11 protein-coding genes are annotated in these 15,171 nt (G+C 68.2%); all 11 read right to left on the reverse strand.

The features are described 5' to 3' along the window. Positions 1-3: 3 nt before the first annotated feature. The 11 genes from VGM71_RS12420 to VGM71_RS12470 all read right to left on the reverse strand — a co-directional run bounded on the left by VGM71_RS12420 (position 4) and on the right by VGM71_RS12470 (position 15,168). Positions 4-786, reverse strand: coding sequence for a hypothetical protein (locus tag VGM71_RS12420; RefSeq protein WP_331545557.1), 783 nt, complete (start codon positions 784-786; stop codon positions 4-6). Further along, positions 783-1,385, reverse strand: a complete 603-nt coding sequence (gspM, locus tag VGM71_RS12425) for a type II secretion system protein GspM (protein ID WP_331545559.1) — start codon at positions 1,383-1,385, stop codon at positions 783-785. Before gspM ends, VGM71_RS12420 begins: the two co-directional genes overlap by 4 nt. Continuing rightward, positions 1,366-2,514, reverse strand: coding sequence for a PilN domain-containing protein (locus VGM71_RS12430; RefSeq protein WP_331545561.1), 1,149 nt, complete (start codon positions 2,512-2,514; stop codon positions 1,366-1,368). The genes gspM and VGM71_RS12430 overlap by 20 nt, the downstream gene beginning before the upstream one ends. Continuing rightward, entirely contained in the window at positions 2,511-3,365 is an 855-nt protein-coding gene (locus VGM71_RS12435) for a type II secretion system protein GspK (protein ID WP_331545563.1), read from the reverse strand. The genes VGM71_RS12430 and VGM71_RS12435 overlap by 4 nt, the downstream gene beginning before the upstream one ends. Further along, complete coding sequence (locus VGM71_RS12440; RefSeq protein WP_331545565.1) at positions 3,362-4,027, reverse strand: prepilin-type N-terminal cleavage/methylation domain-containing protein; 666 nt, start codon at positions 4,025-4,027, stop codon at positions 3,362-3,364. The genes VGM71_RS12435 and VGM71_RS12440 overlap by 4 nt, the downstream gene beginning before the upstream one ends. After that, positions 4,024-4,458: a type II secretion system protein gene (locus tag VGM71_RS12445; protein ID WP_331545567.1), complete on the reverse strand. Its 435-nt coding sequence runs from the start codon at positions 4,456-4,458 to the stop codon at positions 4,024-4,026. The genes VGM71_RS12440 and VGM71_RS12445 overlap by 4 nt, the downstream gene beginning before the upstream one ends. Continuing rightward, positions 4,455-4,895, reverse strand: a complete 441-nt coding sequence (locus VGM71_RS12450; protein WP_331545569.1) for a GspH/FimT family pseudopilin — start codon at positions 4,893-4,895, stop codon at positions 4,455-4,457. The genes VGM71_RS12445 and VGM71_RS12450 overlap by 4 nt, the downstream gene beginning before the upstream one ends. Before the next feature lie 26 nt (positions 4,896-4,921). Next, positions 4,922-5,347, reverse strand: coding sequence for a type II secretion system major pseudopilin GspG (gene gspG, locus VGM71_RS12455; protein ID WP_331545571.1), 426 nt, complete (start codon positions 5,345-5,347; stop codon positions 4,922-4,924). Between the two features lie 25 nt (positions 5,348-5,372). After that, the gene (gene gspF, locus VGM71_RS12460) at positions 5,373-6,590 is read right to left on the reverse strand and encodes a type II secretion system inner membrane protein GspF (RefSeq protein ID WP_331545573.1); all 1,218 of its coding nucleotides are present in this window, start codon (positions 6,588-6,590) and stop codon (positions 5,373-5,375) included. Positions 6,591-6,600: 10 nt separating this feature from the next. After that, positions 6,601-8,316 carry a type II secretion system ATPase GspE gene (gspE, locus tag VGM71_RS12465; protein WP_331545658.1) on the reverse strand — a complete coding sequence of 572 codons (1,716 nt, stop codon included), beginning with the start codon at positions 8,314-8,316 and terminating at the stop codon, positions 6,601-6,603. Between the two features lie 207 nt (positions 8,317-8,523). Then, positions 8,524-15,168 carry an ESPR-type extended signal peptide-containing protein gene (locus tag VGM71_RS12470; protein WP_331545575.1) on the reverse strand — a complete coding sequence of 2,215 codons (6,645 nt, stop codon included), beginning with the start codon at positions 15,166-15,168 and terminating at the stop codon, positions 8,524-8,526. Positions 15,169-15,171 lie beyond the last annotated feature (3 nt).

Here is a 15,171-nt window from a genome sequence, read left to right on the forward strand (position 1 = left end):
CCGCTACTGCTTCTGCGTATCCATAGCCTGCTGGCGTTGTTGCTGTTGTTCCAGGCGCCGCTTCTGCACGGCCTGCTTCAAGGCATCGATACGGGCGCGCTGTAATGCGTCGTCATCCTGCCTTGGTTGCGGCGCGCGCGCCGTCGTTGCAGCCGGTCGCGGCAGCGACGGTCCCGTCATTCCGGATGAGGCCTGTCGTTCGACATGCACGCCATTGCCGGCCCCAGGCTGCAGGCGGGGCGGAACGGGTGGCTGGCCCGGCATGGGTGGCGCGCCCGGACGCTGCGGTCCCTTCGTGACCGAATCGGGCGCGGCGACCTTCAGTGTGAGTTCGCGCCGCTCGCCACCGCTTTCGAAAACCGCACTGCGGGGCGAGAGGGACGCCAGCGTCCAGTGACCGTCGCTGAGTGCACTGCCTTCCTTGACCCGCACAGTGCTGTCTTTGCTCTTGTCGCGGAGCAAAGCCATGTGCAGGCCCGGGGTGACGATGATGCCGGTAAGTTCGAGATCGCCGATGTTGCCCGTGTCGTCGCCGGCTTCCGCCACCGCGGCCGGTTTACGGTCCGCCATGAACAGGGGGCGCTGCCAGACCTCGGCGAAGCGCGCCAGCATCGTCGGCGGCGGCATGGGCACGGGACGCGCGGCCGCCAGGGGTTCGGGTGCTCCCGGCGCATCCCAGCGTACGCCGCTGCCCACGCCAAGAAGCAGGGATGCGACGAGGGCAACCAGGACCATGACCACGGTCGCAAGCATCGGCGTCAGGCGGCGCTGACCTGCCGCGTTCACGAGGCCACCTTCGCAGCGCGCGCGGCATGGATGTACCCCGAGACCGTGAACTGCACTTCCATCGGCGCTGCGGCACCGGAGCGCGCGGCGACCGGGTTGCGATAAATGCTGAAGTCTTCGATGAAAAGGTAAGGCGTCTCTTCCTCGATGTCGTGCAGTACCGCCGTCATCGGTTGCATCTGGCAGCGCAGGCTGATGTTGACGGTGACTTTCCTGTAAGGATCGCCGGCCTTTTCCTGGCTTGGCACGGGCATCTTCTGCACCACGTCGCAGGCACCATCCTCGCGATGGGCGGCGGCGACATCCACGATACGCTGCATGAGCCCGGCGGCGGCGGCATTGGCGTCGTCGCCGGCCAGGAACGCGTCGCTATGCGTCTGACCCTGTTCGAGGGCAGCCAGCCGTTTCTCCAGCTGTGGACGTTCAGCGATAGCGGCAGCGTAACGACGCTGGGTATCGCGCAGGTCGTCCATCTGGTCGGCAATCGCCAGTTGCGGCGCCACGAACCACCAATGCACGAGGGCAAAGTAGCCGGCCACGGCCACTACCATGAGCAGCAGGATCGCGGCGATGCGGGATTCAGCGGGCTTCAGGCGCATTTGCGGCCTCCGGCCTTGGCGTCAGTGCCTTCGCCTGCATGTAGAAGCGCTCCTTGCCGGAGGTGGGATCGGACTGGATGGTTCCCTGGAAGCTCGGCTCGCCGATGGTACGGGCACCCTTGAGACCGTCGATGAGGCGTGCCGCCTGCGGGCTCTGGCCCTGGAAACCCAGCTGTCCCGTACCGTTGAGCGTGAAACGCTCCAGCCATGTGTCGTCTGGCAGGCGGTGCGTCAATTCTTCCAGCACGGGCAGGATGGACGGGCTCTCGGTCTTCTTGCGGGCAAGGAACCCCGATGCGCCGGCGCTATCGGCCAGCCGCTGGCGCAGCGCCGTGACCTTCTGCGCGTCGGCACGCATGGATTCAACGGTAGCGGTCATTGTTTCCAGCGCCACGTGGCGGTTGTGCAGCCAGCTGGCCATACCGGCGAAGACGAGCAACACGATCGCCATCATCAACGCGGCGTTGAGCCGCCGGCGTCGATCTACCCGGCGCGGTGCCCGGACCGGAGGAAGAAGGTCGACACCGGCCAGGCTGCTTCCCTGGCTAACGTCCACGCGGTCGGGGTGGACGCCCAGTGTGGCGAGTTCGTCGAGTAATGGATCGAGCGTGAGCCGGGGGGTGGCCGCGAGTTCCGCGACGAAGCGGCCTTCCGAAGCGGTTTCCTCGAGTTCGCGGACACCGTAGTGGATGTCCTCGGGACGGAAAGGCGTTTGCCGGTCGAGGTCGAAGCCGACCACCTGACGCAGGTTGTCCCGCGCCGCGACGGGCAGCACGAGGCGGCGACGCAGCACCTGCGCGGCGGGAAGAACGAGCGCGATACGGCGGTCGGCGGGGTCGGCTTCCGCAAGGGCATGGGCCAGCACGCCGGCGCGGTGTTCCGCCCCGTCGCTGTCGGCAATCTCCGCGACGCTTGCGACTTCGCCCGCGCGACGGAGCCGCCAGCCGTCCTCGCCTCGCTCGATGACGTACCAGCGCTGCCCGCCGGCAAACGCCTCGCGCCAACGGACCGGCACGAGGGGAGCCAGTTCGCCACCCCACCAACGCAGGAAGCCTGGCAGCACGCTGCCTCGCCAGGCGCGGCGCAGGCGATCGAGCTGTAGCTGGGAGGCGTCCTGCAATGCGGTCATTCAGCGTCTCCTTCGCGCCAACGCAATACTGCGTAGGGCTGGTTTCCCGATCTTATCCCACGCAATCGGATCGTCGATGTAAGGGAACTCCTGGTTCCGTCGTCAAGGATCGCCTGCGCACGTATCGTGTGCGTGACACCGTTACCTCCCACCATGGTGGCAGCGTCAGCCTGACCGCGCTTGGCGAGGATCGCGGCCGCGCCCGCCTGACCGAGGCCAGGAATGGCCGCCAGCGCCAGTGGCTGCGCATGCTCGCTGTTGGGCCGCTCACGTCCGGACCAGATGGTGAGTGCGGGAGCCACCGCCGTCCACGTCGCCGCATCCATTCCCAGCACCATGCGCGCTTCCTCCACCGAGGCGAAGGGCCCGTTGCGCGGACCGTAACCGAGGCCGGCCGCATCGTATTGGGGTTTCTTCGCACCATTGGGCGACGCCGCATCGCCAGGCCGGCGCCAGTCCTGGATCGCGGCAGAAAGATCTCGTGCCTTGTCGTCCGCGGCGCCCGCCGCCTTGAACAAGCCTGTCAGCACGTCACCGGAAGCCGCGTTGAGATCCACCTTGCCGTCCTCGTCGACGATGGTGATGGTGACCTTCGCATCGTCGAAGTCGAACTGATAGGGTCGGCCGTCCGCCACCCAGCGCGAGCCGATGTTCCGGTTCTGCAAGCCTTCGATGGCACGCATGACGCCTGCCTCTGCCGCGTAATGTGCGCGCGTCTGCGCGAACTGGTACCGCGCCTGCAGGCCTTCCGTACGGGCCAGCGCGGCGAACGCCCCCAGCATGATCGCCAGCAGGGTGCAGCCCCACAGCACGATGAGGAGCGCCACGCCCCGGTCGCGACGGGCGATCATCGGGTTATCGGCCCGTGTGGCAGGCGCCCCGGCGAAAAGCCGTTGCGCGAGGCGGACGGATCGATCTTCAGCGGCGCCATCAGCGTCGGGAAGGCCACGTTGCCACCCACGTCGAGGGTCAGCCTCACCAGCGACGGTGTGCGGCGTCCATCGCTCCAGTTGTCCTGCCAGTCGCCCGGCCTGTTCTGCTCGTCCATGCCACGATAGGCGAACGCTCCTTTTCGAATGCCGCGCAGGAGCACTTCCGGCTCCCCCAGCGGCTGCGGATCGCTGCCGTCCGGCGGCAGCAGCGCAAGGCCTACTTCCAGCCGGTAGCTGCCGCGTCCGTCCTCGACCAGCGACACCGTCTGCAATTGCGGGCCGAGCCGCGACAGGTAGCCCGGCATCGGAGCGACAAAGCGCAACGTACGGTCGTCGCCGGCGAAGACGATGGGCTCGCCCTCGTCGGTCTGCGAGAACGGCACCACGAGTGCCTGCGCCAGTTCGCTGCGGAGGAAGTTCTGCGCGGAACGGATCTCGTCCATCCGTTCGATCGCGTCGTTGCCACTGCGGACGATACGCGTCGCCGTGGAAATGCCCGAGTACACGCCCAGCAGCACGATGGTCAGGAGCGCCAGCGCCGCCAGCACTTCCATGAGGCTGAAACCGCCTGCCCGCCTCATGGGAGGTTGCCTCCGCCGGCACCGGCGAGGCGCAGCGTGGAGAAGCGCGCATGTCTTTCGCCGCCGGCCGGCCCCCAGACCACATCGAGGTCCAGGCGGTACATCCCCCCGCCACCGTCATCCAGGCCAGGCTGCCCATTCCCTCCCGGCACGTCACCGGGAGGCTGGTAGCGGCTGACGTTCATGCGCCAACGATAGGTATCGTCGAAGCGGCCGTCGCTCGCACCTTCCCGCACCGGTTCCATGACAAAGGCTCCATCGAGCAAGCTGCGTGCACGCAATGCCGCCTGGGTACGTTCATTGGCCCGCGCGGTGAGGCTGAGCGAACTCCCGGCGACCTGCATGAGCGCCGCGAAGGTGATCGCGAGCACTGCGATGGCCGCGATCACTTCGAGCAGGCTGAAGCCGCGCTGGCCACATCCCGGTTTCATTTCGTGTCCACCACGCTCACCGCGCCGGTAAGCCAGGCGACGTTGACGTGCCACTCGCGCTGACCACGCTTGAGCGTGATGCGACCGCCAGTGGAACTGCCGTCGGGAAAGAAGCGGATGCGGCCCGTCGTCGCGTTGGCCTGGTCCTCGCGCGCGCTGGTCATGGACAAGCGCATATCCTTGGGCAGGCGGACGTCCGACTTGCCGGGGGCCTTATAGGTCGCCGCCGCGGTATCCACCTCCAGCGCGAGGCTCTGGCCGCGCACGATCGATTGCGCACGCGTCCAGCGCAGCGCAGCGGCCAGTTCGCCGCTGGCCGCGTTGACGCGCGCGCTGGCTAGCCCTTGCGTGACAGGGATCGAGACGGCCGCGGCAGCGATCCCGATCAGGAGGATCACGGCCAGCATCTCGAACAGCGTAAATCCGCGCGCGCGCATGGCCGTGAACCCTTACCTCGATCCTGTTACTGCCAATTGCCGGCGTCGGCCGAATAGCCGTCGCCGCCCGCCTGGCCGTCCTGGCCGTAGAAGACGAGGTCGAAGCTGCCGTGCTCGCCCGGGTAGCGGTAGCCGAAGGCATGGCCCCAGGGATCCTTCAGATCCGATGCCTTCGCGTACGGCCCCTGCCAGTTGCCAGCGTCGGCCGGCTTCGTCGTGAGGTCGTCCAGTGCGTGCGGTGGCGTGCCGTTGTCCAGCGCGTAGTTCTCGATCTTCTGGCCCAGCGTGGTGAGCTGCGCCTTGCCCGCGCCGTACTTGCCCTTGTCGACGTTCTTGCCGACCTGGGTGACCACGATGGCACCGATGATGCCGATCAGCACGATCACCGCGAGCATTTCCAACAGGGTGAAGCCGCGGGCATGGCTATGGCGGAGGGTACGGTTCGCACGCATGGGAAAGCTCCTTGGAACGGTTTGATCAGTTGATGTTGCTGGTAAGGCTGAGCAGTGGCAGCAGGATCGCCGCCATGATGAAAGCGACGAGCACGGTCATGACGATCGTAAGCGTGGGCACCAGGGCGGCGAGCAGGCGATCGATGGCGCGTTTGGCCTCCACGTCGAAGGTATCGGCCACCTTGAGCAGCATGCTGTCCAGCGCGCCGGCTTCCTCGCCCACCTGGATCATCTGCAGGGCCAGTCGCGGGAAACGCTCGGTCTGCGCGAGAGCCGAACCCAGGCCCGCCCCGCCCTTCACCCGCTCCGCGGCCTGCTCGAGGGCGAGATCGAGCGCACGGTTGCCGGTGACCTGGCGGGCGATCGCCAGCGACGACAGCAACGGTACGCCATTCTTCAGCAGCGTGCCCAGCGTACGGGCAATGCGCGCCGTTTCGACTTTCAGCAGCAAGGGCCCCGCCACGCGCATCGTCAGCAGTCGGCCATGGAAGGCCAACTTGGAGTCGGGGTCGCGCAGGCGCATGCGCAGCACCGCGACCAAAACGGCCAGCAGAACGGCCATCACCCACCACCAGTCGCTGATCGCGGTACCGAGCGCCAGCACCACCTGGGTGATAAGCGGGATCGGCACCTGCATGTCGGCAAAGATGGGCACGAACTGCGGTACCACGTAAGCCAGCAACAGCACCAGCGATCCGAGCACGCCCACCATGAGGAAGGCGGGATAGATCAATGCGTTGACGATGCTGCCACGGAGAGCCTGTGCCCGCTCGAGATAATCGGCAAGCCGGCGCAAGGTCTCGTCCAGCGAACCGCCGGCCTCGCCCGCACGCACCAAGCTTACATACAGACGCGGGAACACGCCGTTTTCCTCGTCAAGTGCCGTGGACAAGGTGGTGCCGCCGCGCACGCGGTCGCGGATGCGCTCCACCATGTTCTTCGCGCGCTCGCCTTCGGGAAGGTCGAGCAGGATGCCCAGCGCGCGGTCGAGTGGTTGGCCCGCGCCGAGCAGCGTTGCGAGCTGGTGCGTGAACTGCGCGAGTTGGTCGCCCGTGAACGGCCCCTTGCGAAACATCGCGGCAATGCTGCCACCCGACGATTCGCCATCGGCCGGCGCAGCCTCCAGCGGCGTGTGGCCCTGGTCCTGGAGACGGGCCACGACGTCCTCGACGGACATGGCTTCCATCCTGCCCGAAAGGACTTCGCCGGCGGCGCTGATGGCTCGGTAACGGAACTGGCTCATGCGCGTCGGCCTACGATTCCTGCGTGACGCGCAGGACTTCCTCGATCGTGGTGATGCCGGCCACCGCCTTCGCCAGGCCGTCCTCGTACATCGTTCGCATGCCCTCGGCGCGCGCCTGCCGCTCGATCTCGCCGGCATCCGCGCGCTGCATCACCAGCCGGCGCAGGGGGTCGCTCATCACGAGGAATTCCATGATGGCGCGGCGGCCGCGGTAGCCGGTGGGGTTAGCCGTGCTGGAACCAGGCTTCCACAGGCGGATGGGCCGCTCGTCGGTGTACTTGTGCAGTTCGAACTGCTCGATCACTTCGGGCAACGCTTCATAAGGCATGGCCGTTTCCGGATCCAGGCGCCGCACGAGGCGCTGGGCCAGGATACCGTTGACTGTGGAGCCGAGCAGGTAGTCCTCCACGCCCATGTCGAGCAGACGGGTGATGCCGCCCGACGCGCTGTTGGTATGCAATGTCGACAACACCAGGTGGCCCGTGAGCGCGGACTGGATGGCGATGCGGCAGGTTTCCAGGTCACGCATTTCGCCGATCATGATCACGTCCGGATCCTGGCGGACGATGGAGCGCAGGGCGCCGGCGAAGTCGAGGCCGATCTGTGGCTTCACCTGGATCTGGTTGATGCCCTCGATCTGGTATTCGACCGGGTCCTCGACGGTGATGATCTTCACGTCGGGCGTGTTGATCTGCGAGAGCGCCGTATAGAGCGTGGTGGTCTTGCCCGAACCAGTGGGACCGGTGACCAGCAGGATGCCGTGCGGGCGGTCGAGCACTTCGACGAAGCGGCCGCGGAAGTTGTCGGTGAAGCCCAGCGACTCGAAGTCGAACACGATGGATTCGCGGTCGAGGATACGCATCACCACCGATTCGCCGAAACTGGTCGGGACCGTGGAAACGCGAAGGTCGAGTTCCTTGCCCTGCACGCGCAGCTGGATGCGGCCGTCCTGCGGCAGGCGGCGCTCGGCGATATTGAGCCGCGCCATGATCTTCACGCGCGAGATGACTGCGGCGGTGGAGCTGGAGGGCGGCGCTTCCACTTCGTGCAGCACGCCGTCGATGCGGTAACGCACCTTGAGTCGGTTCTCAAACGGCTCGATGTGTACGTCCGACGCACGCTGCTCCACCGCGCGCTGCAGGATCAGGTTGACCAGGCGGATCACCGGCGCTTCCGACGCGAGGTCGCGCAGGTGCTCGACGTCGTCTTCCACCGCGGCGTTACCGTCGAGGCTTTCCACGATGCTGCCCATCGCCGAGCGACCCTGGCCGTAATACCTTTCGATCAGGTCGTCGATTTCCGAGCGCAAGCCCACCCGAAGCTGGACCTCGCGTCCCGTCGCCAGGCGCACGGCCTGCAGGGGGTAGGGATCGGCCGGATCGGCTACGAGCAGGGCAAGGCCGTCGTCGCCCTCGCGGACCGGAACGGTGTGGTATTGCTTGAGGAAACGGATCGACAGTTCGATGTCGGCCGGCGGCAGGTCCGGTGCGTCCTTGGCGGCCAGCAGGGGCAGTCCGAGGAGGTCGGCCCAGGCGTCCGCCAGATCACGTTCCGAAACCAGGCCCAGGCGGGCCATCAGCGCCGTGAGGGTGCCCTCCGGCGTTTCGTCGTGCAGGCGGCGTGCCCGCGCGAGGTCGGTGTCCTTCAGTCGGCCATGCGCGACAAGATGCGCGCAGACCTGTGCTTCGCCGGGTTCCCCGGTGAGCATGTCCCTGTGCTCGGTCATCGCAGACATGCCATCTCCACACGGTCCGTTGAATGCGTTATCCGTTCCGGTCGTTCTTGACCGTTCGGGCCGCTATTGGTAGCACATACCGTGCTTCGACCGCGACCGTGAGGCGTGCGTTCCGCGACGTGACGCAAAAAGAAAAAGCCGGCGTCGCCGCCGGCTTTCAAGAACTTGGCGACGCCCTGTAGGGCGCCGCCGGGTCCATTACCAGCCCACACCTACGCCGACGCCGCCGGAACTTTCGCCGCCGCTGATCGCGGCGCCGAAGGTGACGGTCGCATTCGGGGTGAGGCTACGGGAGTAGCCGACCGAGAGGGCACCCTGACCCTTGTAGCCGCCAACGCCCACACCGAGCCGGTTATCGCCGTTGACGCCCTGGGTGCTGAAGGCCATTTGCGACATCGCTGCGCCCATGGCGCCCACCTTGTCCAGGCGGTCGTTGAGGTTGCTGAACCGACGGTCTACGGTGCGCTTGTACTCGTCGAAGGCACCGCCGCTCACCACGTCGCCGAACTTCTGGTCGGTGTACTGCTGGGCTTTCTGCAATGTGGACGCGTCGCCCTGGTCGGCATAGGTCTTCGCCGTGGCCACCGCCTGGTCGACCTGGCTGACATTGGCCGCATCCGTCGGCGCGACGCCCGCGCCGACGTTGGTGACAGGCGCTCCGCCACCGTCGATGGCCGCCGGGGTGACCGGCAACGCCGCCGCCACCGGAGCGGCTGCCGCCGCGGGTGCCGGTGCCACCGCGGCCGTCGTCACCGCGGCCGCCACCTCGGGTGTCGCGGCAACGGTCGGTGCGGTACGGGCCGCCACCGTCGGCGCGACCGTCCGTGAGGAAGCGGAACCCGGCTTCAGGCCGCCATCCCCCTGCGACTCGAGCGCACCCACGCGGTTGTCGAGCGACGAGAGTGCACCGTCCAGGGCGCCCACCGCATCGCCCACCGTGCCGTAGGAACTGCCCTGCACCCGGTAGACCGGCCCGACGAGGCCGTTGGCACCCATGGTGGCGCCGCCACCCAGGGCCATGGCCACGGCGTTGCCCGCCGTGCTGGACGACCCGGAGAAGACGCCGGACAGGGCGGTGTTCAGCTGACCGAGGTTCACCGCGTCGGTGGTCTGGGTACCGGCCGCCACATTGGTGATCTGGCGGTTGTTGCCCGCGCTGCCAACCGAGACGGTGTTCGCCCGCGTCGCCAGCGACCCGCTGCCGAGGGCCACCGAATTCGCCGCCAGCGCGCGAGCGCTGTCGCCGATCGCGGTGGATCCGGCCGCGCTGGCGGTCGAGAACGTGCCGACCGCCGTGGTCGATTCGTTGCTCGCCGAAGCAAAGGCGCCGGAGGCCGTCGAAAGGTCGCCCGTGGCGCTGCTGCCGGCACCCGTGGCCGTGGCGAGTTCGCCCGTGGCCGCGGCGTCGTCCGAGCCATCCTTCGCCCCGGTCGCCGACACGTAATGAGCTGCCGAGCTGACACTGTCCGCCAGGGTATCGAGCTGGCCCTTGTTCACGGCATCGTTGGATTGCGTACCGGCCCGGACGTGGGTGATCTGCCGGTCGCCGATGAGATCGCTGCCGACGGACACCGTACGGGCACGGTCGGCTTCCGATCCGGCACCCAGTGCCACCGCGTATTCGGCACCGGCGCTGGCATGGGCGCCGAGGGCCGTCGCATTGGTGGCATGGGCCCAGGCACCGCCGCCCACCGCCGTGGCATTCACGAACTCCTGGGGGAAGATGCCGCCCACGCCGACCAGCGCGCCGCTGCCGACGGCCAGGCTGTCCACGCCGAAGGCCTGGGCCGAGCGACCGACCGCCGTCGCGCCTTCGCTATAAGCCAGCGAGAGCGTGCCGACCGCAGTCGACTGGATCGCCAGCGCGACCGATTGCGAACCCACGGCCGTGGCCTGCGTATCCAGAGCGGCCGATTCTGCACCTACCGCCAGGGACAGCGGACCGACGGCATTCGCCACCGCCCCGACCGCCGTGGACTCGTCGGCCGAAGCGAAGGCCCCGACGCCGGCGGCCGTGGCCGCGAAGCCGTTGGCCTTCGCGCTGGCACCGACCGCCGTGCCGCCGAGGCCCGCGCTCGTCGCGCCGGTGTCCACCGGATTGCCGTTGCTGTCGACGATCAGCGGGTTGCCGCTGTCGTCCACCGCCGTACCGCCCACCGCGACGCTGCCGGAGCCGGTCGCCTGCGCGCCCGCGCCAAAAGCCGCGCTGTTCAGCCCGGTTGCGACGCTGCCGTAACCGGAGGCGGTGGCGAACTCGTTCGCCGCCACCGCACCCGAGCCATTCGCCGTAGCGCCCGTTCCCGACGCCAGCGCGCCGGAACCGGATGCCGTGGCGAAGTCGCCAACGGCGAGGGCGTCGTCGCTCCCGTCGCCCGCGCCGTTGGCCTTGAAATAGTGACTCGCGTCGCTCACTCCGCTAGCCACCGAATCAAGCTGGCTCTTGTTCACTGCGTCCGTATCTTCCGTACCGGCGGCGACATTCGTGATCTGTCGCTCCGCGCCCGCGCCACCGACCGAAACCGTGTTGTCGCGATCCGCGATCGAGGCCTGGCCGAGGGCTACCGAGTTTTCACCGAGCGCGGTGGAATTGGCACCCAACGCCGTGGTGTCATTACCCAGCGCCCAGCTGGCCATACCCACGGCCACTGCGTTCGTGCTCTCCAGGCCGAACGCGCCGAACCCGGTTTCCGCACCGGCACCTACGGCCACGCCGCCCACGCCCGAGGCGCTCGCCGCGGTACCCAGCGCGGTCGAGCCGTCGCTGTAGGCTGCCGCACCCGCACCGACTGCCGTCGATTGCACGCCGTTGGCGAGCGTTTGCGTGCCCACGGCCGTGGATAGATCGCCGAGCGCATTCGCCACGGCGCCTTCCGCCAGGCTCTGCGCACCGCTGGCGAAGGCGCCCACGCCCGTAGCCGTCGAAGCGAAGCCGCTGGCGTTCGCGCTCGCACCCACCGCCGTGCCGCCAACACCCGCGCTGGTGGCGCCGGTATCGACCGGCACGCCACCGCTGGTGATCAGCGGATTGCCGTCTTCGTCTACGGCATTGCCGCCTACCGCGACGCTTCCCGGACCGTCGGCCTGCGCACCCGCACCGTAGGCAGCGCTGTTCTGGCCGGTCGCAACTGCTCCGTATCCTGCCGCGATCGATTGCTGACCCGTCGCTACGGCTCCGCTACCGAACGCACTGGCGCCCAATGCACCGGCGAAGGCGCCCGAACCAGCTGCCGTGGCGTAGTCGCCGACCGCCACTGCGTCATCGCTGCCGTCGTTCAGGCCATTGGCTTTGAAATAGTGGCTGGCGTCGCTCACTCCGCCAGCCAACTCATCGAGCTGGCTCTTGTTCACCGCATCCGTATCTTCGGTACCGGCCGCGACATTCGTGATCTGCCGCTCGGCACCGGCGTCGCCGACCGAGACCGTATTCGCACGGTTGTTCAACGAACCCGCACCCAAAGCTACCGAGTTGTCGGCATGCGCGGTCGCGGAGTCACCGATGGCCGTGCTGCTCACGCCGTCGGCCCAGCTGTTCCAACCCATCGACGTGGCGTAGTCCGCCGTCGCCCAGGCACCTGCACCGAAGGCGGAGGCACCTGCACCTGTCGCCTGCGCCGGGAGGAAGCCGAAGAAAGACGCGCCGCCGACCGCGACGCTTTCATCGCCCGTGGCTTGCGCGCTTTCACCCACCGCGACACTGCTCGTGCCAGTGGCCGCGCTCAACGTACCCACTGACGTCGAGTAGTCGCCGATGGCGTTGGCCACCGCACCCACGGCGAGGCTCTGTGCACCGGAGGCATAGGCACCCACGCCGAACGACGAGGCGGCGAAGCCGCTGGCATTCGCGCTCGCACCCACCGCCGTGCCGCCGACACCCGCACTGGTCGCGCCGGTATCGACCGGCACGCCACCGTTGGTGATCAGCGCATTGCCGTCTTCGTCCACGGCATTGCCGCCTACCGCCACGCTTCCCGGACCGTCAGCCTGCGCACCCGCACCGAAGGCAGCCGCGTTCTGGCCCGTCGCGACCGTGCCGTAACCCACGGCCGTCGACTGCTGCCCCGTTGCCACCGCACCGCTACCGAACGCGCTCGCACCCTGGTTACCGGCGAAGGCACCCGAACCGGCCGCAGTGGCCTGATCACCGGTCGCCTGCGCATCGTCGCTGCCGTCGCCCAGACCGTTGGCCTTGAAGTAGTGGCTGGCGTCGCTCACTTCGCCCACCACCGCGTCAAGCTGAGCCTTGTTCACCGCATCGGTGTCTTCCGTGCCCGCCGCCACGTTGGTGATCTGGCGATCGAACGCCTCGTGCACCACGCCGTTCGTGTCGGTCCATGCCTGCGACGCGCCTACCGATACGGTGTTGTCGCGCACGGTCATGGAGTTGCTGCCCAGCGCCACCGAGTTCGCATTGTTCGCGTACGCGTTCGCACCGAGCGCCACTGCGCCGTCGACCACACCGATGCTGTGCGCGCCGATGGCGATGGTGTCGGCGTTCGCGGTGCCGGCCTTGTAGCCGAGCGCGATGGAGTTGTTGCCGTAGGCCGAGGACTCGCCGCCGATGCCCGTGGAGTTGGCGCCATAGGCGATGGCAAACTCGCCGATCGCGGTGGCGTTCTTCTGGTACGACAACGCGCTCCAGCCCACCGACGTTGTGTTGGCCGCACCCGCCACGGCCAGGAGGCCGACGGCGGTGCCATAGTCGCGGGCCAGGGTGCCCGCGCCGATCGCGGTCGAGCCGTAACCGGCGGCCTGGGTGTCGAACAGAAAGGTATAGCCCGTGCCATACAGCGCGTTGGCCGGGCCACCGATGGCCACGCTCGATTCGCCGTTCGCCTGGCTGTTGTAGCCGATCGATGCCGAATAATCGCCGAGGCCCTGCGCCGCTCCGCCGACCGCGACGGTCTGCAGGCCGCTGGCCTTCGCCGCGTTGCCGAAAGCGGACGCCTGCGCGCCCGACGCCATCGAATCCGCACCATGCGCCGTACTCTGTTCGCCCGTCGCCTGCGCGTTCGCGCCATGCGCGGAACTGCCCGTGCCGGTGGCGACGCTGCCGTAGCCGCTCGCCGTCGACAACGCGCCCGTAGCCACTGCGCCGCTCCCGTTCGCCGTCGCGCCATCGGCGCCCGCGAACGAACCCGAGCCCGAAGCGGTCGCATACTGCCCCGTCGCCAGCGCGTCGTCAGAACCGTCGTCGTTGCCCGTGGCCTTGAAGTAGCGCGTTGCTGTGTTCACAGACCCATCGAGCTGACCCTTGTTCACCGCGTCGGTATCTTCCGTGCCCGCCGCGACATTTGTGATCTGCCGCTCGGCACCGACGTCGCCGACGGATACGGTGTTCGCACGGTTGTTCAACGAGCCCGCACCCAGCGCCACCGAGTTATCGGCATGCGCGGTCGCGGAGTCACCAATAGCCGTGCTGCTGACACCATCGGCCCAGCTGTTCCAGCCCATCGACGTGGCGTAGTCCGCCGTCGCCCAGGCACCTGCACCGAAGGCGGAGGCACCTGCACCTGTCGCCTGCGCCGGGAGGAAGCCGAAGAACGACGCGCCGCCGACCGCGACGCTTTCGTCACCCGAGGCGATCGAGCTTTCGCCCACCGCGACGCTGCTCGTGCCGGTGGCCGCGCTCTGCGTGCCGACGGCCGTCGAATAATCGCCGACGGCGTTCGCCACCGCACCGAGGGCCGACGACTGCGCACCGCTGGCAAAGGCACCCACGCCACTCGCCGTTGCGGCGAAGCCACTTGCGTTCGCACTGGCACCGACCGCCGTGCCGCCGACACCGGCGCTGGTCGCCCCCGTGTCCACGGGTACGCCGCCGTTAGTGATCAGCGGATTGCCGTCTTCGTCCACGGCATTGCCGCCCACCGCCACGCTTCCCGGACCGTCAGCCTGAGCGCCCGCGCCGAAGGCCGCGGCGTTCTGACCCGTCGCGACCGCGCCGTAACCCGCAGCGGTCGACTGCTGCCCTGTCGCCACCGCGCCGCTGCCGAACGCACTCGCGCCCTGCGCTCCGGCAAAGGCGCCCGAACCGGCCGCCGTGGCCTGGTTGCCGACCGCCTGCGCGTCGTCGCTGCCGTCGCCCAGACCGTTGGCTTTGAAATAGTGCGAGGCATCGCTCACGCTGTCCGCCAGGGCGTCGACGTTCTGCGACACGCCATCCACCGTCTGCGTCAGCGCGTCCACGCGATTCGAGACGCCGGTGACCGAGGTGGATACCTTGTCGAGCTGCCGCTTGTTCACCGCGTCGGTCGCCTGCGTGCCGTCGGCGAGGTTGGTCAGCTGGCGCTCGGCGTTCACCGAGCCGATCGATACCGTGTTGGCGCGATTGGCAATCGAGCTTTCGCCGAGCGCGACCGAATTCTTCGCGGTGGCTTGTGCATCCGTGCCGAAGGCGGAACTGGCAGAGCCGCTCGCCATCGACGATTCGCCCACGGCGACACTGTCAGTGCCGGTGGCGCGGGAGGCCTGGCCGAGCGCGGTGGACCACGAGCCGGTGGCCTGGGCGTCGTTGCCCACCGCCACGCTGTAGTCGCCGCTACTCTTTGCCGACGTGCCGAATGCCGTGCTGTAGGCGCCACTGGCCTTCGCCGAGGTGCCGCAGGCGAACGCATTGGCGCCCGACGCGACTGGAGCGGCACCCTGGGTCACTCCGCATACGTTGCCCGCCTCCGCAGGCAAGCTGGCCAACGCCAGCACGACACCGGCAGCCAGCGGCAGCGCGGCCATCGCGGCGCGCAGACGTCGGGAGGCACCGCCCTTGCCGTTGGCTCGGGCCAGTTCCGAAGCGACGACCAGCATACCGAGCGATTTGTTCCAGACCTTGCTGTAAATGGTGTTCACGTC

Origin of the sequence: Luteibacter sp. (assembly GCF_036499525.1) — a bacterium.
Classification (GTDB): domain Bacteria; phylum Pseudomonadota; class Gammaproteobacteria; order Xanthomonadales; family Rhodanobacteraceae; genus Luteibacter.

Bases quoted from the DNA above. Each gene is read 5' to 3' on its own strand.
- gspM (WP_331545559.1), bottom strand. From the start codon at position 1,385: ATGCGCCTGAAGCCCGCTGAATCCCGCATCGCCGCGATCCTGCTGCTC.
- VGM71_RS12430 (WP_331545561.1), bottom strand. From the start codon at position 2,514: ATGACCGCATTGCAGGACGCCTCCCAGCTACAGCTCGATCGCCTGCGC.
- VGM71_RS12435 (WP_331545563.1), bottom strand. From the start codon at position 3,365: ATGATCGCCCGTCGCGACCGGGGCGTGGCGCTCCTCATCGTGCTGTGG.
- VGM71_RS12440 (WP_331545565.1), bottom strand. From the start codon at position 4,027: ATGAGGCGGGCAGGCGGTTTCAGCCTCATGGAAGTGCTGGCGGCGCTG.
- VGM71_RS12445 (WP_331545567.1), bottom strand. From the start codon at position 4,458: ATGAAACCGGGATGTGGCCAGCGCGGCTTCAGCCTGCTCGAAGTGATC.
- VGM71_RS12450 (WP_331545569.1), bottom strand. From the start codon at position 4,895: ATGCGCGCGCGCGGATTTACGCTGTTCGAGATGCTGGCCGTGATCCTC.
- gspG (WP_331545571.1), bottom strand. From the start codon at position 5,347: ATGCGTGCGAACCGTACCCTCCGCCATAGCCATGCCCGCGGCTTCACC.
- gspF (WP_331545573.1), bottom strand. From the start codon at position 6,590: ATGAGCCAGTTCCGTTACCGAGCCATCAGCGCCGCCGGCGAAGTCCTT.
- gspE (WP_331545658.1), bottom strand. From the start codon at position 8,316: ATGACCGAGCACAGGGACATGCTCACCGGGGAACCCGGCGAAGCACAG.